This window comes from Erythrobacter sp. QSSC1-22B, assembly GCF_001678665.1.
In the GTDB taxonomy this organism is placed as follows: Bacteria; Pseudomonadota; Alphaproteobacteria; order Sphingomonadales; family Sphingomonadaceae; genus Qipengyuania.
The window spans coordinates 756,964-779,381 of sequence record NZ_LZRP01000001.1; the positions used below are offsets into that span (position 1 = coordinate 756,964).

At 65.1% G+C, this 22,418-nt stretch carries 18 protein-coding genes; 9 read left to right on the forward strand and 9 right to left on the reverse strand.

The window, feature by feature from the left end; genetic code table 11:
- Positions 1–236 precede the first annotated feature (236 nt).
- Positions 237–2,063 carry a translational GTPase TypA gene (gene typA, locus A9995_RS03595; protein ID WP_067609239.1) on the forward strand — a complete coding sequence of 609 codons (1,827 nt, stop codon included), beginning with the start codon at positions 237–239 and terminating at the stop codon, positions 2,061–2,063.
- 7 nt (positions 2,064–2,070) lie between these two features.
- Here the strand turns inward: typA and A9995_RS03600 are convergent, their stop codons facing one another.
- The gene (locus A9995_RS03600) at positions 2,071–2,829 is read right to left on the reverse strand and encodes a hypothetical protein (protein WP_233998062.1); all 759 of its coding nucleotides are present in this window, start codon (positions 2,827–2,829) and stop codon (positions 2,071–2,073) included.
- 113 nt (positions 2,830–2,942) lie between these two features.
- Positions 2,943–5,285 (reverse strand): TonB-dependent receptor, encoded by a 2,343-nt coding sequence (locus tag A9995_RS03605; protein ID WP_067609242.1) that lies wholly within the window; start codon positions 5,283–5,285, stop codon positions 2,943–2,945.
- Between the two features lie 338 nt (positions 5,286–5,623).
- Between A9995_RS03605 and putP the strand changes: the two genes are divergently transcribed.
- The 4 genes from putP to A9995_RS03625 all read left to right on the forward strand — a co-directional run bounded on the left by putP (position 5,624) and on the right by A9995_RS03625 (position 10,017).
- Positions 5,624–7,108 (forward strand): sodium/proline symporter PutP, encoded by a 1,485-nt coding sequence (putP, locus tag A9995_RS03610; RefSeq protein WP_067609244.1) that lies wholly within the window; start codon positions 5,624–5,626, stop codon positions 7,106–7,108.
- Positions 7,105–8,904: a gamma-glutamyltransferase family protein gene (locus A9995_RS03615; protein WP_067609247.1), complete on the forward strand. Its 1,800-nt coding sequence runs from the start codon at positions 7,105–7,107 to the stop codon at positions 8,902–8,904. Before putP ends, A9995_RS03615 begins: the two co-directional genes overlap by 4 nt.
- Before the next feature lie 11 nt (positions 8,905–8,915).
- Positions 8,916–9,290, forward strand: coding sequence for a VOC family protein (locus A9995_RS03620; RefSeq protein WP_067609250.1), 375 nt, complete (start codon positions 8,916–8,918; stop codon positions 9,288–9,290).
- Positions 9,291–9,351: 61 nt separating this feature from the next.
- The gene (locus A9995_RS03625) at positions 9,352–10,017 is read left to right on the forward strand and encodes an extensin family protein (protein WP_067609253.1); all 666 of its coding nucleotides are present in this window, start codon (positions 9,352–9,354) and stop codon (positions 10,015–10,017) included.
- Positions 10,018–10,033: 16 nt separating this feature from the next.
- On the opposite strand, the gene A9995_RS03630 is transcribed toward A9995_RS03625, so the two are convergent.
- The 6 genes from A9995_RS03630 to A9995_RS03655 all read right to left on the reverse strand — a co-directional run bounded on the left by A9995_RS03630 (position 10,034) and on the right by A9995_RS03655 (position 15,487).
- Positions 10,034–10,789, reverse strand: a complete 756-nt coding sequence (locus A9995_RS03630; RefSeq protein WP_067609255.1) for a proteasome-type protease — start codon at positions 10,787–10,789, stop codon at positions 10,034–10,036.
- A 45-nt stretch (positions 10,790–10,834) separates the two neighbouring features.
- On the reverse strand, positions 10,835–11,650 hold the full coding sequence (locus tag A9995_RS03635) for a transglutaminase family protein (protein WP_067609258.1): 816 nt from the start codon (positions 11,648–11,650) through the stop codon (positions 10,835–10,837).
- Entirely contained in the window at positions 11,650–12,594 is a 945-nt protein-coding gene (locus A9995_RS03640; RefSeq protein ID WP_067609261.1) for an alpha-E domain-containing protein, read from the reverse strand. Before A9995_RS03640 ends, A9995_RS03635 begins: the two co-directional genes overlap by 1 nt.
- Entirely contained in the window at positions 12,594–14,018 is a 1,425-nt protein-coding gene (locus A9995_RS03645; protein ID WP_199797204.1) for a circularly permuted type 2 ATP-grasp protein, read from the reverse strand. The genes A9995_RS03640 and A9995_RS03645 overlap by 1 nt, the downstream gene beginning before the upstream one ends.
- Positions 14,019–14,095: 77 nt before the next feature.
- Positions 14,096–14,866, reverse strand: a complete 771-nt coding sequence (locus A9995_RS03650; protein ID WP_067609540.1) for a triacylglycerol lipase — start codon at positions 14,864–14,866, stop codon at positions 14,096–14,098.
- Between the two features lie 72 nt (positions 14,867–14,938).
- Complete coding sequence (locus tag A9995_RS03655; protein ID WP_168157315.1) at positions 14,939–15,487, reverse strand: DUF3617 domain-containing protein; 549 nt, start codon at positions 15,485–15,487, stop codon at positions 14,939–14,941.
- A 173-nt stretch (positions 15,488–15,660) separates the two neighbouring features.
- Here A9995_RS03655 and uvrB point away from each other — a divergent pair, with 173 nt between their 5' ends.
- From uvrB to A9995_RS03670, 3 genes are all read left to right on the forward strand, one after another.
- Positions 15,661–17,856, forward strand: coding sequence for an excinuclease ABC subunit UvrB (gene uvrB, locus A9995_RS03660; protein WP_067609270.1), 2,196 nt, complete (start codon positions 15,661–15,663; stop codon positions 17,854–17,856).
- Positions 17,857–17,942: 86 nt separating this feature from the next.
- On the forward strand, positions 17,943–18,479 hold the full coding sequence (locus A9995_RS03665; protein ID WP_067609273.1) for a hypothetical protein: 537 nt from the start codon (positions 17,943–17,945) through the stop codon (positions 18,477–18,479).
- A gap of 40 nt (positions 18,480–18,519) precedes the next feature.
- A complete protein-coding gene (locus A9995_RS03670) occupies positions 18,520–19,131 on the forward strand; it encodes a hypothetical protein (protein WP_067609276.1) in 612 nt (203 codons plus the stop codon).
- On the opposite strand, the gene A9995_RS03675 is transcribed toward A9995_RS03670, so the two are convergent.
- Positions 19,088–21,124 carry a protein-disulfide reductase DsbD family protein gene (locus A9995_RS03675; RefSeq protein WP_369815799.1) on the reverse strand — a complete coding sequence of 679 codons (2,037 nt, stop codon included), beginning with the start codon at positions 21,122–21,124 and terminating at the stop codon, positions 19,088–19,090. The two genes, A9995_RS03670 and A9995_RS03675, sit on opposite strands and share 44 nt — an antisense overlap.
- A 55-nt stretch (positions 21,125–21,179) precedes the next feature.
- Between A9995_RS03675 and A9995_RS03680 the strand changes: the two genes are divergently transcribed.
- On the forward strand, positions 21,180–22,412 hold the full coding sequence (locus A9995_RS03680; protein WP_067609279.1) for an FAD-dependent monooxygenase: 1,233 nt from the start codon (positions 21,180–21,182) through the stop codon (positions 22,410–22,412).
- The last annotated feature ends 6 nt before the right edge of the window (positions 22,413–22,418 follow it).

Here is a 22,418-nt window from a genome sequence, read left to right on the forward strand (position 1 = left end):
GCGAACGCGACGCGCGTCTCTCCCGGCGTCTCGAGGGGTCCCTTAGGGGCAGGTTCCCCGTCGCTCAACGCCAATGTTGCGTCGTTCGTCGAATTGTTGCCCGATTGTTGCAGTCAATTCACACCGGGGGGTCTCGCTCTTCTTTCGCGCCCTGCACGCTTGCCGTTCCAAAGCACCTGCGGTAGGGGCGCGCGACCCAATCACCCCGACACTCTCCCCACGAAAGCACCCGCCTCATGTCCCGCGATCTGCGTAATATCGCCATCATCGCCCACGTCGACCATGGCAAGACCACGCTCGTCGACCAACTCTTCCGCCAGTCCGGCACCTTCCGCGAGAACCAGCGCGTCGAAGAACGCGCGATGGATTCGGGCGATCTGGAAAAGGAGCGGGGCATCACGATCCTCGCCAAATGCACCAGCGTCGAGTGGGGCCATGACGACACCAACACCCGCATCAACATCGTCGACACCCCTGGCCACGCCGACTTCGGCGCCGAGGTGGAGCGCATCCTGTCGATGGTCGACGGGGTGATCCTGCTGGTCGATGCCGCCGAAGGGCCGATGCCGCAGACCAAATTCGTCACCGGCAAGGCGCTGGCGCTCGGTCTCAAGCCGATCGTTGTCGTCAACAAGATCGACCGTCCCGACGGCCGCCATGCCGAAGTGCTCGACGAGGTGTTCGAACTCTTCCTCACGCTCGACGCCAATGACGAGCAGCTCGATTTCCCCGTGCTCTATGCCAGCGGCCGCGACGGCTACGCCAGCTCCGACCCCGAGGCGCGCTCGGGCACGCTCGATCCGCTGTTCGAGCAGGTCGTTGCGCATGTCCCCTCGCCCGGTCTCGACCCCGACGGCCCGTTCAGCTTCCTCGCGACGCTGCTCGACCGCGACAATTTCATGGGCCGCGTGCTCACCGGCCGGATCCAGTCCGGCACCGTCCGCGTCAACGACCCGATCCACGCGATCGATGTCGAGGGCAAGGTCGTCGAAGTCGGCCGCGCCACCAAGCTAATGAGCTTCGACGGGCTTGATCGCGTTCCGGTCGAGACCGCGGTGGCGGGCGATATCATCGCTCTGGCCGGTCTGGAGAAGGCGACCGTGTCCAACACCGTCGCCGATCCTGCCGTCAAGGAACCGATCCCCGCGCAGCCGATCGATCCGCCGACGCTGGCGATGCGCTTCAGCGTCAACGACAGCCCGCTGGCCGGCCGCGAAGGCTCCAAGGTCACCAGCCGGATGATCCGCGACCGCCTGCTGCGCGAAGCCGAAACCAATGTCGCGATCCGCGTCACCGAAGCCGCCGACAAGGACAGCTTCGAAGTCGCGGGCCGCGGCGAATTGCAGCTCGGCGTGCTCATCGAGACGATGCGCCGCGAAGGCTTCGAGCTGGGCATCAGCCGCCCGCGCGTCCTGTTCCAGGAAGAGGACGGCAAGCGGCTCGAGCCTTATGAAACCGTGGTCATCGATGTCGATGACGAGCATTCGGGTACCGTCGTCGAGAAGATGCAGCGCCGCAAGGCCGAGCTGACCGAGATGCGCCCCAGCGGCAGCGGCAAGACCCGCATCACCTTCTCGGCGCCCAGCCGCGGGCTGATCGGCTATCATGGCGAATTCCTGTCCGACACGCGCGGCACCGGGATCATGAACCGCTTGTTCGAGAAGTACGGCCCCTACAAGGGTGCGGTCGGCGGTCGCCAGAACGGCGTGTTGCTGTCCAATTCTTCCGGCGAGGCCACCGCCTATGCGCTGTTCGCGCTCGAGGAGCGCGGCGAATTGTTCATCGGCGCGGGCGAGAAGATCTACGAGGGCATCATCATCGGCGAGAACGCCAAGCCCGAGGATCTCGAGGTCAATCCGCTCAAGTCCAAGCAGCTGACCAACTTCCGCTCGACCGGCAAGGATGACGCGATCCGCCTCACCCCGCCGCGCGCGATGACGCTGGAACAGGCGATCGCCTATATCGACGACGACGAAATGGTCGAGGTGACCCCGCAGACGATCCGCCTGCGCAAGGCGATCCTCGATCCGAACGAGCGCAAGAAAGCCAAGCGCAAGGGCTGATGCCCGTTCAGGCCTTGAGCGCCTGCTCGCCCAGCACCAGCGCCGAGTAAACCAGCGTGCCGCCGGCGAAGGGGAGGAAATAGCTTTTCCTCTCCTCGGGCAGCTCTTCCTTGAGCACCACCAGCACGATCGCGCCCGCGACAAAGGCGAACAGCCCGCCGATGGCGATTTGCGGTACGGAGACCTGCGTTCCGAGGGCCCATCCCCCCAGGGTCGCCGCGCAAAGAGCCCAGCGCCCCTGGCTGTCGTAGAGTTCGGGATGGTCGCCCCGCGTGCCGAAATCGGCCGTTATAAAATGCAGCATCATGGCGAAGAAATACAGCGCGAGCCCAAGGAGGCTCGCATCCTCGCGGTGGTTGAGCAAATAACCGATGACGAAAATCAACAGGCTGCTGGCGACGATATGCAGCCAGAACACGCTGCTTTCGGGTCGCTTGCCCGCACACCCGTCGTCGCGTTCATCACGGCTGCGTTTCAATGCCCGCTCGGTCCCGTAGAAAATCGCCAGCCCGAGCATGGCCACCCCATACACCGCACTTTCGGCCATCACCTCGCCCAGTCCGGTCGCCCGGCGGAACGTGCCTGCATGCGCGCCGAGTTCAGGCAGCATGTGGAGAAAGACATAGGCTACCGCCACGCCGCCGGAGAAGCTGAGCCAACGGCTACGCGGGTCGCGGTCGAGGAACCGAAGCCGGCCCACGAACAGATGCACAAGGCAGAATGCCGCGGCCATGAGGCCGGAAAACAGCGTCAGCGAGGGAGTCAATTGCGCCCCCGACACTGGTAAATCGAACCATTGCAGCGCTTCATCATGGCCCGATGGATAGACGCCGCCCTCCCGCTTGGCGAGGGGCGGCGCCTGTCATGCTGCGGGTTAGACTAGATCCGGCCGGTAATCTGGATCCCGTAGAAGCGCGGTTCGGCGGGAATGAAGGTCGGCACGTTGAATGCGCCACCGGTATTGCCGGCGTCGAGAAGGTATTCCTCATCGGCAGCGTTGCGGATGAAAGCCGCGATTTCGAGGCGTTCGTCGGCAAAGCTCACCCCGGCACGGGCGTTCAGCAGCGTGACCGGTCCCTGCGAGATCAGAGGATCGTTGGGCACCTGAAAGAAGATGCGGCTGCGATAGGTAATCGACGGCGTCGCGAAGAAGCGCATCCCATTGCCAAGCGGCGCATCGATGGTGAAGCCCGCGGCGGCCTGCCATTCGGGCTGGAGCCGGAACCGTGCACCCGAGAATTGCGGGGCAAAATCATTGCCTTCGTCGATCCCGCCATCGATATAGCCGACATTGCCGAACAGGCTGAGCCAGTCGGTCGGATCGACGGCCAATTCCGCCTCGACCCCGAGATTGCTTGCGGTGCCGGCGCTCTCGGTCAACGAACTGCCGTCATCCTGCAACACGCTGACCTGAAAGCCGTCGTACTTCTGATAATAGACGCCGAGCGATCCCGAGACGATGCCAGAACCGAACTTGAGACCACCTTCATAGTTCCAGACGGTTTCCTCGGGGACGACCTGCAGGTTCGGCACCACCACTCCGGCGACCCGCCGGGCGCTCAACTGGACGACGGGCGAACGCCGCCCCTTCGACACGGTCGCAAAGACGTTGAGATCGTCGTTGAGACGATAGAGGATGTTGAAACGGGGCAAGACCGCAGAGAAGCTGCCATCCGCGGTAAACAGCTCGCCTCGGGTGTCGATCTGGCCGGGGATCAGCGGCGCACCGGTGATAACCGAATTGGGGACATCGGTCATATAGCCCGACCGGCGTTCCTCGATCAGCAACCTTGCACCGGCGGTCAGTTCGAGCCGGTCGGTGGGGATCCAGGTCACATCGGCAAACACCGAATAGCTGTCGTTCTTGCCCTGGTTCTCGAAGGTCGAGGTGTAAGGAATGGCGGTTGCCGCGCCGCCGGTCACCAGACCCGTGACCACGCTCGCGGGCACGCTGCCATCGGGGCCGACGCAGGGGACACCCGCGATCAGCGGGTTGGGGGAGGCCACCGTGGTGAGGCACTGAAGGAAGGTGCCTTCTTCGGTCGAAAAGGGCACGTTCTGGAGATTGTCTTCGGTGAAGAAATTCCAGCCGAACGAGGCGCGCCACGCAGGATCGACATAGGAGAAGCGGCCTTCATGGCTGAACTGCCAGCCCTTGGCGATTTCCGCGAACTCGAGGAACGGTGCGGGGCCGCCATCGGCATCGAAGACCTCGGCGCTGTCGAATTCGCGGTATCCGTTCACCGTCGTGAAGGTCCAGCTGTCGGCGAAACCGTATTCGGCGGTGAGATTGAGATCGTAAATTTCCCGGTCGAGGCCGAGCTGGCTGTTGCCCAGCGCCGCTTCGGAATAGGGCGACCCGCCGAGGAAGGCATCGCCGTAGAAATCGGGCGGGCCTGCAGGCGTCGGGAAAGTGCCCGAGATGAACGGCGTGCCGCCGTTGCGCTGGCGGTCGAAGGTGCCGATCAGATCGACTGTCAGATCGCTGGTCGGAGCGTAGCGCAGCGAGGCGCGAACGCCGAGATTGTCCTGCGAGTAGAGCTCCTCTTCCTGATTGGGAGCAAGATTTTCGACATAGCCGTCGCGGGTGCGCCATTCGAATGCGACCCGGCCCGAAAGCACGTCGGAGCCGGCGTTGACATAGCCCGACAGCAGCGTCTGGTCGAAATTGCCGTAGCCACCGGTCAGTTCGGCGGAGAAACCTTCGCGCGGACGGGCGGAAACCAGGCTGATCGCGCCGACCGCAGAGGCGGTGCCGAACAGGGTCGCCTGCGGACCCTTGATCACTTCGACGCGATCAAGGTCGTAGATCGCCTGATACGAGCCGCGCGAACGCGAGATATCGACGCCGTTGTAATAGAGCGTGACGCGCGGCCCCTGCTGCGAAGACCCCGAATCCGAAGTGATCCCGCGAATGACGATGCCGGGGTTGTTGGCGCTCTGCTCCTGGATGTTGAGGCCGGGGATGTAGTTGGACAATTCGTCGAGATCGGTGACACCCAGTTCGCTGATGCGGTCGCCGCTGAGCGCCGAGATGGTGATCGGAACATCGACCGCGCGCTGCTCGATCTTTTGCGCGGTGACGATGATCTCGTTGCCGCGGACGGGTTCTTCCGCGCCCGGGACCTCGGGCTGGGCCGCAGCTTGCGCAAAGGCCGGCGCGAAGGGGACAAGCGCGGTGGTCGCGGCGAGCAGGGTGAGAGCGGAGCGTCTGGGAAGCATTATAAATGAGCCTTTTCGAAGGAGCGTTGCCGCGCCTCTGGGCCGCTCCGATGACATGGCCACGACACTTATGTTGCGGTGCGGTGAAATAGGGGCGGGCCAGGAAATATCCCGCCGCGCCGGACCTTCCGGACGCTACGGCAGAGGGGTTTTTGCTGCGCTGCGGCGGCGATGAAAATTCTTCCGCTCACGATTTCGGGTGGGCCGGCATTGAGGCGGCATTGTAGCTGTCATCGCTCTGCTACCGCCACGGCTCCGGGAAAACGCCGCGCCTCTCGGAGTACGCCTTCGCGCAGTGCGAGTGGCAATTGTCCGCCGCCTTTGTTAATCGCCCGGTCATGCAAACCGGAACCCTGATCACCCTCGCCCTTTATTTCATCCTGATGATCGGGATCGGACTGTTCGCCTGGAAGCGTTCGACCGACACGAGCGAGGGCTATCTGCTCGCCGGGCGCAATCTGTCTCCGGGGGTGGCGGCGCTCTCTGCCGGGGCGTCCGATATGTCGGGCTGGCTGTTGCTTGGCCTGCCCGGCGCCCTGTTTACTGCCGGGCTGGTCGAGGCCTGGATCGGCATCGGTCTGTTTCTCGGTGCAGTAGCCAACTGGTACATCGTCGCGCCGCGGCTACGCCAGCAGACCGAGGAACTGGGCAATGCGCTGACCATTCCGCAATTCCTTGCCAATCGCTTCCCCGACAAGGCGGTAATCCTGCGGGTGATCAGCGCGATCGTCATCGTCGCCTTCTTCACCGTCTATACGGCGGCCGGGCTGGTGGGCGGCGGCAAGCTGTTCGAGACCGCTTTCGCCGAATTGCTGCCCGCGATGGGCATGAGCGATTACATGCTGGGGATCTGGATCACCGCCGGAGTGGTCCTGGCCTACACCATGGTCGGCGGCTTTCTCGCGGTCAGCCTGACCGATTTCGTCCAGGGCTGCATCATGGTCGTCGCGCTGGTGCTGATGCCGCTGGTGGTGATGTTCGGCGATGGTGGCAGCGGCGGCGCTTCGCTCGCCGAGGTGCCGGTGGAAGGCTTCCTCAGCCTCACCGAAGGCCTGACGCTGCTGGGCTTCATCAGCGCGGTGACCTGGGGACTGGGCTATTTTGGCCAACCGCATATTATCGTGCGCTTCATGGCGGTGCGCAGCGTCGAGGAGGTCCCCGCCGCGCGCAATATCGGACTGATCTGGATGGCCGTGGCGCTGGCCGGATCGCTTGGCGTCGGGCTGGCGGGGCGTGCCTACGCCAACCGCAACGGTCTGGTGATCGAGGACCCCGAGACGATCTTCATCGTCCTGTCCCAACTGCTGTTTCACCCGCTGGTGACAGGGTTCCTGCTCGCCGCGCTGCTCGCCGCGATCATGAGCACCATCAGCTCGCAATTGCTGGTCTCTTCCAGCTCGCTGACCGAGGATTTCTACCGCCTGTTCCTGCGCAAACACGCGGGCGAGCGCGAAGCGGTCAATGTTGGCCGGATCTGCGTCGCGCTGGTGGCGATTGCAGCCATCGTCATCGCCGCCGATCCCGAAAGCCAAGTGCTGGGACTGGTCGCCAACGCCTGGGCCGGGTTCGGCGCGGCCTTCGGCCCGCTGATCCTGCTGGCGCTGACCTGGGACCGGATGACCGGCGCGGGCGCGGTGGCCGGGCTGGTGGTCGGTGCGGGTGTCGTCGCGCTGTGGATCGCGCTCGGCCTCAACGCCGACTTCATCGGCGGCCAGGGGCTCTACGAGATCGTCCCCGGCTTCATCGCCAGCGCGCTCGCAATCGTGCTTGTTAGCAAGGCGACGCAGCCGCAGGGTGCCGCCGAAGGTCTGGAGAGAGCATGATGAAAACACCGACGCTGCTGGCCGGCATCGCCGCCCTCGCCCTGACCGCCAGTGGCGGACAGGCGCAGGACACGCAGGGCGCCCGCCCGATCGAGCAACAGATCGGTGCGGGCGGCCGACCGGTCGGCGCGAACTGGTCGCGCAGCCCGGTGATTGCCGAACACGGCATGGCCGCGACCGCGCATCCATTGGCGACGCAGGTCGCGCTCGACATCCTCAAGGCGGGTGGCAGCGCGGTCGATGCGGCGATCGCCGCCAATGCCGCGCTGGGATTGATGGAGCCGACCGGCAACGGCATCGGCGGAGATCTGTTCGCGATCATCTACGACCCCAAGACCGACCGGCTGTATGGCATCAACGGTTCGGGACGCTCGCCCATGGGGCAGACGCTCGATCAATTGCTCGCCAAGCTCGACGGGGCGGAGGCGCTGCCCCCGTTGGGGCCGCTGCCGGTCACCATTCCCGGCACCGTCGACGCCTGGTTCACCATGCACGAACGCTTCGGGAAGCTGGCGATGAGCGATGTGCTCGCCCCCACGGTGCGCTATGCCCGCGAAGGCCATCCAGTTGCGCCGGTGATCGCGATGTATCTGGAACGCAGCCTGCGCTCCTTCGAGGCGCGGCAGGAGACCATGCCGTTCGATTTCGCCAATGCGCGCGCAACCTGGTTCGCCGATGGCACCGCACCCGATGCGGGCGAAATCTTTCGCAACCCCGATCTTGCCGCGACGCTCGAGACCATCGGCCGCGACGGGCGCGATGCCTTTTATGAAGGCGCGCTGGCGCGGGTGATGGTCGATTACCTGCAGGCGCAGGGCTCGGCCTACACGCTGGCGGATTTCGCCGCGCATGACAGCGAATGGGTCAATCCGGCCTGCGCGCTCTATCGCAACGGCTACGAATTGTGCGAGCTGCCGCCCAACAGCCAAGGTTTTGCGGCGTTGCAGATGGTCAACATCCTCAAGCATGTCGACCTCGCGCAATGGGAGCGCGGCAGCCCCGAGGTGATCCACTACATCACCGAGGCCAAGCGGCTCGCCTACGCCGATGTCGCGCGCTTCTACGCCGATCCCGACTTCGCCGCGCTCCCCGCCGAGCTGCTGACCGAGGAATACGGGCGCGAGCGGTTCGCGCTGATCGATCCGGCGCGCGCTACCCCCGAGTTCGGCCCCGGCGAACCCAAGCTCGAGGGCGAAGGCGACACGACCTACCTGACCGTGGCCGACAGCGACGGGATGATGGTCAGCCTGATCCAGTCCAATTACCGCGGCATGGGCGGCGGGCTTACCCCCGATGGGCTGGGCTTCATGTTCCAGGATCGCGGCGAATTGTTCAGTCTCGATCCCGCGCACCCCAATGCCTATGAACCGGGCAAGCGCCCCTTCCAGACGATCATCCCCGCCTTCGTGAAGAAGGATGGCAAGCCATGGATGACGCTGGGGCTGATGGGCGGCGGGATGCAGCCGCAGGGCCATGTCCAGGTGCTGATCAACCTGGTCGATTACGGCATGAACCTGCAGGAAGCCGGCGATGCCGCGCGGATCAATCACGATGGCGGTCGCCAGCCCACCGAGGCACTGGCCGGACCTTCCGCCGATCCGCTCGGCACGCTGTTCGCCGAACCGGGCCTTCCCGCCGCCACCATCGAGCGGCTGCGCGCGATGGGCCACAGGATCGAAGTGGTAGATAATGGCATAATGTTCGGCGGCTATCAGGCGATCGTGCGCGATCCCGAAACCGGCGTCCTCACCGGCGCAACCGAAATGCGCAAGGACGGGCAGGCGAGCGGTTACTGAGGAGCGAAGCGATGGCCAAGGTGACCGGACTGGGCGGGGTCTTCTACGTGGTGAAGGATCCGGAGGCGACCCGGCGCTGGTATCGCGAAGTGCTCGGGCTCGATGGCGAATACGGGCCGCAGCTGATGTGGTCCGAAGAAACCAAGGATCAGCCCTATTCGCTCGTCAGCCATTTCAAGGATGACGACTATATCAAGCCGGGCATCGGCGGCTTCATGATCAATCTGCGCGTCGACGATTGCGATGGCATGGTCGCGCAGCTTGAGGCCAAAGGCGTCGAAGTGCTCGGCAGCACCGACGAGGGTTATGGCAAGTTCGCCTGGCTGCTCGATCCCGATGGCGTCAAGATCGAATTGTGGGAGCAATGCGCGGTTCCGGACGCCTAAAGGGCACCCGAACCGGTTTGCCTTAGGGCACCGTTAAGCATGACCGCGCTAGGGAGCGGGCATGCGGCTATTCTTCTGGTTCTTCGCGATGATCGCTCTTGGCGGCTGTTCTGCAGTCCCGCAATCGCGCGAACCCGACCGGCCCGGAGCGCGCACTCCGGCGAGCACTGCGGTGACGATCGGGCCCGAGGGCGCGCAATGCCTCACCGAACTGTCGCGTACCGGATCGCTCTATTCTCCCCTGCCCGATCGCTACGACGGTGCCGGCTGCCAGGTTTCGAACAGTGTGAGGCTCGACCGGCTGCGCGGCGACAATGCCGAATTCATGCTGTCCAACCTCGGTCCGGTAGCCTGTCCGCTGGCGAGCGCGTTTGCCGGTTGGGCCCGCTTCGGTGTCGATCGTGCCGCGCGCCAGCTCCTTGGTAGCCCGCTCGTGAAGATCGAGACGATGGGCAGCTATTCCTGCCGCAATGTTGCGGGGACGGGTCGCCTTTCCGCCCACGCCCGTGCGGAAGCGATCGATATCGGCGCCTTCGTGCTGGCCGACGGCAGGCGGATCAGCGTGATCGATGGCTGGTCGTCTCGCGATCGTGACGAGGGGGCGTTTCTGCGAATCGTCCATGAGAGCGCCTGCAAGCGGTTCGGAACGGTGCTGGGCCCCGACTACAACGCCGCGCATCGCGACCATCTGCATGTCGAACTGGGAAGCGGCAGCTTCTGCCGCTGACCGCAATCAAGACGGACTAGTCGTCTTCGTGATCGCTGAAGAAGCTGTAATCGGGCAGCGAATGAAACGCGGTCCGCAGCGCATCGCCCCAGTTCGATGAAATCGCCTGAAAATAGGGATCGTCATGCGCGATGCGGCGCTCGTGGGTCACTTCGAACTGGTCGCGTTCGATCACCATCAGATCGAGCGGCAGACCGACCGAAAGGTTGGCCTTGAGCGTGGAATCGAACGACACCGTCAACAGCTTGACCGCATCCTCCATACTCATCGAACGATCATAGGCGCGCAGGATAATCGGGCGGCCGTATTTGGTTTCGCCGATCTGGAAGAAGGGGGTGTCGGCGCTGGCCTCGATGAAATTGCCCTCGGGATAGACCATGAACAATCGCGGCTCCATCCCGGCGATCTGGCCGGCGACGATGATCGAAGCGGTGAAGCGGCCCTTGCCGCGCTCGCCATTGGTGCGCTGGCGCTCGGCGATGGTGTTGCGCACCAGCTTGCCGATCTCGCTGGCGACCTGAAACATGGTCGGGGATTGCAGCAGCACATTGTCGCGCTGGTCGGGCTCCTTGGTGCGCTCTTCGAGCTGGCTGACAACCGCCTGGGTGGTGGCGAGATTGCCCGCGGTCATGACCGTGATGATCCGGTCGCCCGGAACTTGCCAGTGGAACATCTTGCGAAACACGGAAATATTGTCGACCCCCGAATTGGTGCGGGTGTCGCTCATCAGGACGAGACCCTTCTCGACGATCATTCCCACGCAATATGTCATGCATTCTCCCTGTAGTTGAACCCGGCGATATCGTTAAACCTGGCGCTATTGTTGAACCTGGCGCTGGGCCACCGCGACCTCGACCTGCAGTTCCTGCGAGGCGTTGCCAAAGGTGATGCCGGTGATCGGCGCGGCATCGCGGTAATCGCGCCCGGTGGCAACCCGGACATAGCGCTGGTCGGGGCTGATACCGTTGGAAATATCGAAGCCGACCCAGCCCAGACCCTCGACGAAAGCTTCGGCCCAAGCATGGGTGGCATCCTGATCGACGCGGTCGTCCATCATCAGATAGCCGCTGACGTAGCGTGCGGGGATATCCAGAGCGCGGGCGGCGCCGATGAAAATCTGTGAATGGTCCTGGCACACGCCATGACCTTCGCAGAGCGATTGTTCGGCGGGCGTGTTCACATCGGTGGTGCCGATCTCGTAACTCACCGCATCGATGATCTGCGCCGATAGGGTGTGGAGCATGTCGAGCGGTTGCTGCTCTTCCGCGCGGACGCTCTCGACCAATGCCTTCATCTTGGGGCCGGGCTTGGTTCGCGGGGTCTGGCCGCGGAAGCTCCACAGCGGCAGATGGCCGGCGTGATGACCGATCACCCCGGCATGGTCCGAGGTATCTACTTCGCCGCTGCAGGTCACCGTGACCTCGCGCGCGCCGCCGTCCACTGCAACCAGCGTCACCCGGTTGTGATGCTGGTCGTCATAGGTCAGTTCCTCGTGGGCATTTTCGAATTCCATGCTCCAGTTGAGGATTTCCTGCCCCTGCGTGGCCTTGGGCGTGAGCCGCAGCCGCTGCAGCGCATGGACGACCGGTTCGGAGAAACGGTAACGGGTGGTGTGACGGATATCGAGACGCATCAGGCAAGGAACCTGTAATCTTGGCCGATCGCCTGCGCGATCGACGAGTTGGCGGCGGTGAAGTCGGTCAGGAATTTGTGCAACCCCTTGTCGAAGACGTCTTCGATCGAGAGGCCCGAGAGCCGCATATCGGATTCGCGCATAAGTTCGTTGCTGGTGCCTTCGATGCCGTGGATGCGCGCCAGCGCGGCAAGGTTTTCGCGCAGCGCGGCGTGCGAATAGGCGAGACTGCGCGGGAAGCGTTCGTCGAGCACGAGGAAATTCACGATCCCGCGCGCATCGATCTGCCCGGCGTTGAGCCAGCGATAGGCACTGTCGCCCGAGACCGAGCGCAGCACCATGTCCCACTGTCCGGTATCCATGCTCGAACCGACATAGGAGAGCGAGGGCAGCAGCAGGTAGTATTTGATATCCATGATGCGGGCGATGTTGTCGGCCCGCTCGATGAAGGTCCCGGCCCAGGCAAAGTGGAAGCCTTCCTCGCGCAGCATCGAACCCAGCACCGCGCCGTGCGCCAGCGTGCCTGCGCGCCGAACCGCGGTGAGAACCTCGCCAACGCGCTGTTCGCCGACCGGGCGCGCAAGCATGTCCTTGATCTGCAGCCAGCTGTCGTTGACCGCTTCCCAGACTTCGCTGGTGATGGCGCTGCGCGCTTCGCGGGCATTTGAGCGGATTTGCTGGAAGGTGTTGAGGACGCTGGCGGAATTGTCCTTGTCGCGCAGCATGTAATTCCAGGCCTGCATGCCGGTATAGGTGGCGTGTTTGGCTTCGTAGCCGCGCCGATGGCCGGCGGTCTCGATGACCGAACGCCACTCCTCCTCGGCGCTGACCGAATCGCGCGTGAGCGCCATGCGCAAGCCAGCGTCGAGCAGGCGCGCAGTGTTCTCGGCCCGCTCGAGATAGCGGAACATCCAGAATAGCGAATTGGCGGTTCTTCCCAGCATCAGTCTTTCAACACCCAAGTATCCTTGGTGCCCCCGCCCTGGCTCGAATTGACCACCAGCGAGCCCTGCTTCATCGCCACGCGGGTCAGCCCGCCCGGGGTGATGTCCACCTTGTCGGGCGAGACCAGCACGAACGGGCGCAGATCGAGGTGACGCGGTGCGAGGCCGCGGTTGGTGAAAATCGGACAGGTCGACAGCGCCAGCGTCGGCTGCGCGATATAGCCTTCGGGATGGGCGCGCAGCTTGGCGGCGAAATCGCTCAGCTCGCGCTTGCTGGCGGCGGGGCCGATCAGCATGCCGTAGCCACCCGAACCGTGGACTTCCTTGACCACCAGCTCGGACAGATTGTCGAGCACATAGGCGAGGCTGTCGGGGTCCGAACAGCGCCAGGTCTGAACGTTGGGCAGGAGTGGTTTCTCGCCGGTATAGAATTCGACGATCTCGGGCATGAAGGAATAGATCGCCTTGTCGTCGCAGACCCCGGTGCCCGGCGCATTGGCGATGGTAACCCGGCCGGCGCGATAGACATCCATGATCCCCGGCACGCCCAGCACGCTGTCGGGGCTGAAACTCAGCGGATCGAGGTATTCGTCATCGACCCGACGATAGATCACATCGATCGGCTTGTAGCCCCAAGTGGTGCGCATCGCGACGCGCCCATCGACGACCCGAAGGTCCCGGCCCTCGACCAGTTCGGCACCCATCTGCTCGGCAAGGAAGGCGTGCTCGAAATAGGCGGAATTGAAGATACCCGGCGTGAGCACCGCAACCACCGGCCTGCCTTCGGCGCAATCGGGCGCGCAGGCGGCCAAGCTCTTGGCGAGCCGGCGCGGATAGTTGGAAACGCTTTCGACCGGCACCCGCATGAACAGTTCGGGGAACATCGCCATCATCGTCTCGCGGTTCTCCAGCATGTAGGAGACCCCGCTCGGAGTGCGGGCGTTATCCTCGAGAACGTAGAATTCGTCGGGTCCGGTGCGGACCAGATCGATGCCGACGATGTGGGTGTAAACTCCGCCGGGAGGCGTGAAACCGACCATATCCGGCAGCCATGCGGCATTGTTGCGAAACAGATGCTCGGGCACCCGTCCGGCACGGATGATTTCCTGACGGTGGTAGAGATCGTGCATGAAGGCATTGAGCGCGGAGACGCGCTGCTCGATGCCCTTGGTCAGCTTGCGCCATTCATGCGCGGTGATGATCCGCGGGACCATGTCGAAGGGGATGAGCCGTTCCTCGGCCTCGTCCTCGCCATAGACGTTGAAGGTGATGCCGGTGCGCCGGAAGGCATTTTCGGCATCTCGGTGCTTGCGTTTCAGGAAAGATTTCTCCTGCTCGCCATACCACTTCTGATAACCTGAATAGGCATCGCGCACGCTGCCATCCGGCTTGTGCATTTCGTCGAAAAATTCGCTTGCTGCCATGATTCCCCAAGAATGCTACGCCCAAGCCTTGAGTGGCCGGGGTCTAAAGCGTTCGTTCCTGTCATAGCAACAAAGATTCAGAGCGCTTCGAGTTCCCCGAGCACGGTTTTAATGACTTCGGGCGAGTGCACGAAGCCCATATGCGTGCAGTGCATACCGATCGCCCGATCGCGCTCGCCGACCCTGCCCCGGGCGCAGCGCGGATGGACCACGCCATCGCGCGGGCTCCATAGCGCCACGGTTTCGACCGGCGGCTTTGTGGCAGGTTCGGCATCGAACTCGGGCTCGTCCACCCGGTGGCCGGCAATCGCCTGATAGGCGCGCCAGCCGTTGTTGGCGCGCGGGCTGCCGGAAAATGGCGAGCCCATGGTGATAATCTTGGCGACCTTGTCGGGGTGCAGCTTGGCGAGTTCGCGCGCCATCACGCCCCCCAAGCTCCAGCCGACCAGCACGATCGGCTCGCCCGCGCGCTCGAACAGTTCGAGCAGGCGATGCTCGACATCGGCGAGCCGCTTGGCGGTGGCGCCGAAATTGTATCCCACGCCCCAGCGCTTGGCGGTGTGCCCCGCCTTCTCGAGCATCCGCGCCATATAGCGCATGCGGATAGGGTGCGCGCCAAACCCGGGCAGCAGCATCACGGTACGCGGACGCTCGCTCGGCGTGATCTCGAGCTTGCGGAACAACCGCCGGAACGGCTCGAAGACCCAGCCCAGCTCGCGCAGGAGCAACACCACGCGCGGCGAGCGCACGTCGTCCGGGTTCGGCTCGCTCGCCAGCGCCCAGCGCCGGGCAAGCTCGACCCTGCTCCAGCCGCTTGCAAGCTTCGTGTCGAGGGGGTCGGTTGCCATCATCGTGTCATAGGACGCCATTTGGAATGAATGCCGGGTGACGGCGATCGGTTCCGCACCCGGCTCTCCCCGCTACCGGCAATCGCCAACCCGCTCATGCGTCGCCTTCATCCGCAACGTCGATTCGCCCATGCCGGTCATGTCGCCGGTCATGGTCATGTTCATCACCGAGGAGGTCGGGGTTGCGGTTCCGGTCATCGCCATCCGCATGGTGTTCGACTGCTCGCCGGTGCACGTCATCAACGCGTCGATAGCACCGCCATCGACATCGAAGCGATCGAAGGTGCAGTCGCCATCCTGCGACTGGCGCGCCATTTCCTCGTAGCCCTTGTCGACATCCTCCTGGGTCAGGCAGTATTCGTGCGATTGCCCGTCCATCATCTGGCGCAGCATGTCGCCCGAACCCTCGGGCGCGCCGGGGATATCGACTTCGAGCACTTCCATCACCGCGCGGTACTGCCCCGGCTGCGGCTGGATCGTGTCGCGCGCGCGCTCGGCCACTTCGGCCTGGCTGATCCCGCCAGCGGTCGCCTCACCCGGATCGACGCTGTCGGCTTCGGGTTCGCCGCATCCAATCAGGGCCACGAGGGCAAGCGGCGCTGCGACGACAAACAACTTCATGATGAAATTCTCCCTGAAACCGAGTGGCTGCCAGACAACCTGCACACCAACGCGACGCTTGCCAAGCGCGCGTTGCTCGGCGGCGATGTCAGAGCCCATAGATCGGGCCCATTGATCGGGTCCGTTGATCGGCCCCGTTGATCGCTTGGCCCGGCTCCCCCATATCGGCGCGCATGGCCGAACTCGTAATCCGCCGGGGACTAGACGAACCCGATACCACCGGGGACTTCGTACCCCACAAACCCGCCCGGCCCGAGAAATCGATGCCGGGACGCAAATTCGAGCTGATTTCGCAATACAGCCCCGCGGGTGACCAGCCGACCGCGATCGAGGAGCTGGTCGGCGCGGTCAACGATGGCGAGCAGACGCAGGTGCTGCTCGGCGTCACCGGCAGCGGCAAGACCTACACCATGGCGCAGGTGATCGAGCGAGTGCAGCGGCCCGCGCTGATCCTGGCGCCCAACAAGATCCTCGCCGCGCAGCTCTATGGCGAGTTCAAGAGCTTCTTTCCCAACAATGCGGTCGAGTATTTCGTCAGCTATTACGATTATTATCAGCCCGAAGCCTATGTGCCGCGCTCGGACACCTACATCGAGAAGGAAAGCTCGGTGAACGAGGCGATCGACCGGATGCGCCATTCGGCCACCCGCGCGCTGCTAGAGCGCGACGATGTCATCATCGTCGCCTCGGTGTCGTGCCTCTATGGCATCGGCTCGGTCGAGACCTATTCGGCGATGATCTTCGATCTCAAGAAGGGCGAGAGCGTCGACCAGCGTGAGCTGATCCGCAAACTGGTCGCGCTGCAGTACAAGCGCAATGATGTCGCCTTCGCGCGCGGCAATTTCCGGGTTCGCGGCGACAGTCTGGAAATCTACCCCTCGCATTACGAGGACATCGCCTGGCGGATCGGTTTCTTCGGCGACGAAATCGAGGACATCAGCGAGTTCGACCCGCTGAGCGGCAAGAAGGGGGCGAGCCTCGAGAAGGTCCGCGTCTACGCCAATTCGCACTATGTAACGCCCGGTCCGACGATGAAGCAGGCCGCCGAGGCGATCCGCTTCGAATTGACCGAGCGCTTGAAGGAATTGCACGCCGAGGGCCAGCTGCTCGAGGCCCAGCGGCTCGAACAGCGGACCAACTTCGACCTCGAAATGATCGCCGCCACCGGCAGCTGCAACGGGATCGAGAACTACAGCCGCTTCCTGACCGGCCGCCTGCCCGGCGAGCCGCCGCCCACGCTGTTCGAATATCTGCCCGAAAACGCGCTGCTGTTCGTCGATGAAAGCCACCAGACTGTGCCGCAGGTCGGCGCGATGGCCAAGGGCGATCACCGCCGCAAGATCACGCTCGCCGAATACGGCTTCCGCCTGCCATCGTGCATCGACAACCGCCCGCTGCGGTTCAACGAATGGGACGCGATGCGACCGCAGACCGTCGCGGTGTCGGCCACGCCGGGCACATGGGAAATGGAGCAGACCGGCGGGGTGTTCGCCGAACAGGTCATCCGCCCCACCGGGCTGATCGATCCCCCGGTCGAGATCCGCCCGGTCGAGGACCAGGTTCAGGACTGCATCGACCAGTGCCTCAAGACCGCCAAACAGGGCTATCGCACGCTGGTCACCACGCTGACCAAACGGATGGCCGAGGATCTCACCGAGTTCATGCACGAACAGGGCGTGCGGGTCCGCTACATGCATTCCGACGTCGAGACGCTGGAGCGGATCGAGCTGATCCGCGACCTGCGGCTGGGAGTCTACGACGTGCTGATCGGCATCAACCTGCTGCGCGAGGGTCTGGACATTCCCGAATGCGGACTGGTGGCGATTCTCGATGCCGACAAGGAAGGTTTCCTGCGTTCGGAAACCTCGCTGATCCAGACCATCGGCCGCGCCGCGCGCAATGTCGATGGGCGGGTGATCCTCTACGCCGACCGCATCACCGGCTCGATGGAACGCGCGATCGCGGAAACTGATCGCCGCCGCGAGAGGCAGCGCGAATACAACACCGAACACGGGATCACCCCGACCACGATCAAGCGCGACATCGCCGATATCGTCGCGCACAGCGCAGCGCAGGACGGGGTCACGGTCGACACCGGCGACCCGGCGGTCAACAATCTCGTCGGTCACAATCTGCGCGCTTATATCGAGGATCTGGAAAAGCGGATGCGCAACGCGGCGGCCAACCTCGAGTTCGAGGAGGCCGGACGGCTGCGCGACGAAATCCGGCGGCTCGAGAACGACGAACTCGGCCTGCCCGATGGTGAGAAGAAGGCGCCGCAGGTCGGCCGCTCGAACGAGGGCAAGCCCGGCACCCGCAAAATGCGCTATGGCAAGACGACCTACAAGAAGATGGGCGGAAAGCCTTAGGGGTTACAGGCGGTTAACCACCCTTGGCGGAACCCCCATCGCTGCGGACAGTTTCCAGCCCAGCTTCCTTGAAAGGATTTTTGCCCATGCGCATCCCCATGCTCTTGATCGCTCCCCTCGCGCTTGCCGCCTGCGCCGACGACAGCGCCGCACCCAGCGATGACGCGCAAGCCATCGCGCAGACCACACCCGCACCCGGAGCGCGGAGCGACAATGAGGTCGCGGGGGTCCCCGATGCCGGAGGCAATCGCTGGTTCTACAGGCCCGACACGCAGACCGCGCTGTTCGGGTCCTCCATTTCGGACGGCATCATCTCAATGAGCTGCAATCTCTCGCTCGACGAGGATGCCGCGGTGGTTTTCCAGTGGCTCGCGGCGGCACAGGAGGGCGTGGAACAGACCGTTACCGTCGCCTCGGGCGACGGAACAGCGAACTTCACGGTTACCGGCACCGCCAGCGCGCTTGGACCCGACGCAATCTGGAACGGCGCGATTGCTCCCGGCGATCCCGCGCTTGCCTTCCTTGCTGCGACCACCGAGCCGCTGACTTTCACCCTTGGTAGCGAGAGCGTGACCGCGCCGGCAGATGAGGCGATCGACCGCGTAGTGACGGCCTGTAGCTGACGGGGCTTGCCGAACCGCGGGGTGATCGCATAGCTGCGGCATGCGCTTCACCCTTGTCCCCTGCCTTGCCGCCCTTCCATTGCTCGCGCTCGCGTCCTGCAAGCCGCCCGCCGCCGACGACTATGTCGCACGGGTCGGGCTGGAGGACAGATCTGGCCCTTCCGCACCGCTGCAGTCGCCCGACACCAAGGATGCGCAATGGGTCGCCAGCCGCGAACCCGGACGGATCATCTACGGCAATCCGGGCGAGCCGCCGCTGCTGGCGCTGGCTTGCGTCGAGGGTGCGGAAGGCGCGCAGATCGCCTATGAGCGGATCGTCGATGCCGATCCCGAGGCCAAGGCGATCCTCGCGCTGATCGGCAATTCGCATGTCACAAGGCTGTTCGTCGATGCCGAGAAGACCGGGGCCGACTGGCGCTGGCGCGGCGCCACCGATGCCGCCGACCCTGCGCTCGAGGCGCTCACCGGTCCGCGCCAGGTGGAAGCCACCGTGCCGGGTGCGGGCAGCGTGGTGCTCAACCCCAGCAGCCTGCCGCGCGAGCTAATCAACCGCTGCCGGGCGCAAATGCGCGACCGGGAAGCAGCGCCCGCACCGCCCGAGGCGCTGCTCAACGAGCCTGCCGAGCCAGCTCCGCCAGCAGATCCGGTGTAAGCACCTGCGGAAGGGCCTGCGCTTCGCCCTGCGGCGGATACCACAGATAGAGCGGCACCCCGGCGGCGCCCTGATCGGTGAGGAAGCCCGCGATTTCCTCGTCGCGGCGCGTCCAGTCGCCGACCAGCGTGATCACCCCGGCGTCCTCGAAGGCCGCGCGCACCGAATCGCGCTCGATCGCGGCGCGCTCGTTGACCTTGCAGGTCACGCACCAGTCGGCGGTAAACCAGACGAACACCGGTTGCCCGCTGGCGCGCGCCTCGGCCAGCGCGGCCTCGCTGAAGGTGCGCGGCGCGTGGATGCTGTCCGAGGCCTGTACCGGGCTCGCTTGCTGGCCGGGTAGCGAGGCCGCAAAGCCTGCGATCGTCGCCAGTGCGACCAGCACGCCCGCCACGCGAAACCTGCCAGCCCGCCGCGCGAACAGCACCGCGAGCAGCAGCACCGTACCCGCCGCCAGCCCCAGCGCCATCAGCGCGAAGCCCGTGCCTGCCATCCGCCACAGCAGCCAGACCAGCGCCAGCGCGGTGAGCGCCATCGGTAGCGCCATCCAGCAACGGAAAGTCACCATCCACGGCCCCGGTCGGGGCAGCGCGCGGCGCAGTGCGGGCACGAAACCGAGCAGCAGGAAGGGCAGCGCCAGCCCGACCCCCAGCGCCGCAAACAGCGCCAGCGCCTGCGCCACCGGCAGCAGCAGCGCCGCGCCCATCGCCGCCGCCATGAACGGCCCGGTACAGGGCGTCGCGACGAAGGCCGCCAGCAGGCCGGTGGCAAAGCTGCTCGACCCGCCCTTCCCGCCGCGCATGACGAGGCCGGGCAGTTCGAAGGCGCCGGCGAAATTGGCGGTGATCGCCGCGGCGAGCACCAGCAGCGCCACCACCACCGCAGGCTCCTGAAGCTGGAATGCCCAGCCGATCTGCTCCCCCGCGGCGCGCAGGGCGAGCAGCACCGCGCCCAGCGCCAGACAGGCGAGCACCACCCCGAGCGTGTAGAACACCGCATCGCGCCGCGCGGCCTTCTTGTCGCCGCCCGCTTTGGCGAGCGAGAGCGCCTTGAGGCTGAGGATCGGGAAGACGCAGGGCATGATGTTGAGCAGCAGCCCGCCGAGCAGCGCGCCCAGCAGCGCCAGCCACACCGAGGGCAGCGCGTCCGCGGGTTGCGCCAACGGTGTTCCCGCTGGTGGCACCCCTCCCGGCCGGGCGGTGAAGCGCACACCCTCACCGCTTCCGAAGGACAGTATCCCCGACAGCGAGTCGGGCACTTGACCTCGATCCAGCGGAATTTCGGCAATCAGCCGGTCGCCATCGCGGAAAAACGCCTGGCGCGCGGTGTAGTCGACCAGATCGGGCTCGCCGATAAAGACATGCGGCGCGCGCAGGTCGAGCGCCGCCGGGACGGGGATCGCCACCCTCAGGAGCTCGTTCCAGATCGCGAAGCGTCCTTCGGTATCGAGCAAAGGCGCGATCGCGGCGCGCCAGCGGTCGAAACGCGGATCGCGCGCGATATTGGACGGATCGAGCGTCAGCCGCGCCTGTTGCGGCACGCAGATGATGTCGGTGCAGGCGAGATAATCCGCCTCGACCGCAATCGCGGGCAGATCGCCGGTCCGTGCTCCCGCCGGTACCCGCACCGGCACCAGCACGGTGTAGGGACCCTCGTAGATGTGGTTCATCAGCCCCGAGATCACCAGCCGCTCGGGCACCGGATAGAGTGGCTCGCCAGCTTCCCAGCCTTCCGGCAACTGCCAGTCGAGCTCCATCCCGTAACCCGCATCGCCGGGATTGCGCCAATAGCCGTGCCATTCCTCGGCCACCGGCGTGAAGTGGAGAGCAAGCGTCCATTCCTCGCCCGCCACAGCCGGCCCGTCGGCGAACAGCTCGGCGCGGATCGAGTTTTCGCGCGGCGCTTGCGCATGGGTGGCGGACGCAAACAGCAGCGCGCAGGCCAATAGCGCCAGCAGGCTCCGCAACCCGTTCAACATACTTGCCTCGATCACGCGACAGCCTCTAGGACGGGGGACTGTTCCGCGCAACGAGGTGACGACGAACGCCATGGCCGACACTCCCGACACAACCGCCAGCCGCGACCTGCTGATCCTGGGCGGCGGGCTGGTGGGCATGACGCTGGCGCTGGCCGCCGCGCGCAAGGGCCTGTCCAGCCATGTCGTCGACCGCGCCGATCCGGCGGAGCTCACCGCCGAAGGCTTCGATGGCCGCGCCTCGGCGATCAGCACCGCGAGCTGGCGCCTGTTCCGCCATATCGGGCTCGAAGACGCGCTCGAACCCTTCGGCTGCGCCATCGCCTCGATCGCGGTGACCGACCAGATGAAGCCCGGACGGATCGATTTCGCGCCCGAACCGCACGAAGGTTCGCTGGGGCGGATGTTCGCCAACCGGCAATTGCGCCTCGCATTGTTCGAGGCCGCGCGCGACGAACCGCTGATCGGCTGGCATTCGCGCGCCGAGATCGTCGACCGCGAGCGCGACGAGCATGGCGTCAGCGCGACGCTGGCCGACGGCACAAGGCTCGAGGCCAGCCTGATGGTCGCTGCCGAAGGCCGCGGCTCGCCGACGCGCGAGGGGGCCGGAATTCCCATCGCGCAATGGCAATACGACCACCGCGCGGTGGTCGCCGGGCTGACCCACGAGAAGCCGCATGGCAATGTGGCATGGGAAGTCTTCTATCCCGCCGGTCCCTTCGCGCTGCTGCCACTGCTCGATGGTCCCGATGGCGCGCATCGCAGCGCGCTGGTGTGGACGGTGGACGAGAAGGATGCCGCGGGCACGCTCAAGCTGGGCGACCGCGCCTTCCTCGCCGAGGTCGAAAAGCGGATGGGCGGCATGTTCGGGGCGATCACCGGCGTCGGCCCGCGCGCGTCATGGCCGCTGGGTTTCCATCACACCGCCACAATCACCGACACGCGGCTGGCGCTGATCGGCGATGCCGCGCACGGTATCCACCCGATCGCGGGGCAGGGATTGAACCTTGGCCTGCGCGATGTCGGTGCGCTGGTCGAGGTGCTCGAGGAAGGCCTGCGGCTGGGCCTCGAACCCGGCGATGCGCAATTGCTGGCGCGCTACGAGCGCTGGCGCGGGCTTGACAGCTTCACCGTCGCGCTGGCGACCGATGGCCTGACCCGGCTGTTCGGCCTGCCCGGCAAGCCGGCCAGCGCGATGCGTCGGCTCGGGATGGCGGGCGTCCAGCGGATCCCGATGCTCAAGCGCTGGTTCATGGACGAGGCGCGCGGCATCAGCGGCGACCTGCCCGAGCTGCTGCGCGCCTGATACGGG

Coding starts and splice junctions, on each gene's coding strand:
- typA (WP_067609239.1), top strand. CDS start 237: ATGTCCCGCGATCTGCGTAATATCGCCATCATCGCCCACGTCGACCAT.
- A9995_RS03605 (WP_067609242.1), bottom strand. CDS start 5,285: ATGCTTCCCAGACGCTCCGCTCTCACCCTGCTCGCCGCGACCACCGCG.
- putP (WP_067609244.1), top strand. CDS start 5,624: ATGCAAACCGGAACCCTGATCACCCTCGCCCTTTATTTCATCCTGATG.
- A9995_RS03615 (WP_067609247.1), top strand. CDS start 7,105: ATGATGAAAACACCGACGCTGCTGGCCGGCATCGCCGCCCTCGCCCTG.
- A9995_RS03620 (WP_067609250.1), top strand. CDS start 8,916: ATGGCCAAGGTGACCGGACTGGGCGGGGTCTTCTACGTGGTGAAGGAT.
- A9995_RS03625 (WP_067609253.1), top strand. CDS start 9,352: ATGCGGCTATTCTTCTGGTTCTTCGCGATGATCGCTCTTGGCGGCTGT.
- A9995_RS03630 (WP_067609255.1), bottom strand. CDS start 10,789: ATGACATATTGCGTGGGAATGATCGTCGAGAAGGGTCTCGTCCTGATG.
- A9995_RS03635 (WP_067609258.1), bottom strand. CDS start 11,650: ATGCGTCTCGATATCCGTCACACCACCCGTTACCGTTTCTCCGAACCG.
- A9995_RS03640 (WP_067609261.1), bottom strand. CDS start 12,594: ATGCTGGGAAGAACCGCCAATTCGCTATTCTGGATGTTCCGCTATCTC.
- A9995_RS03645 (WP_199797204.1), bottom strand. CDS start 14,018: ATGGCAGCAAGCGAATTTTTCGACGAAATGCACAAGCCGGATGGCAGC.
- A9995_RS03650 (WP_067609540.1), bottom strand. CDS start 14,866: ATGGCAACCGACCCCCTCGACACGAAGCTTGCAAGCGGCTGGAGCAGG.
- A9995_RS03655 (WP_168157315.1), bottom strand. CDS start 15,487: ATGAAGTTGTTTGTCGTCGCAGCGCCGCTTGCCCTCGTGGCCCTGATT.
- uvrB (WP_067609270.1), top strand. CDS start 15,661: ATGGCCGAACTCGTAATCCGCCGGGGACTAGACGAACCCGATACCACC.
- A9995_RS03665 (WP_067609273.1), top strand. CDS start 17,943: ATGCGCATCCCCATGCTCTTGATCGCTCCCCTCGCGCTTGCCGCCTGC.
- A9995_RS03670 (WP_067609276.1), top strand. CDS start 18,520: ATGCGCTTCACCCTTGTCCCCTGCCTTGCCGCCCTTCCATTGCTCGCG.
- A9995_RS03680 (WP_067609279.1), top strand. CDS start 21,180: ATGGCCGACACTCCCGACACAACCGCCAGCCGCGACCTGCTGATCCTG.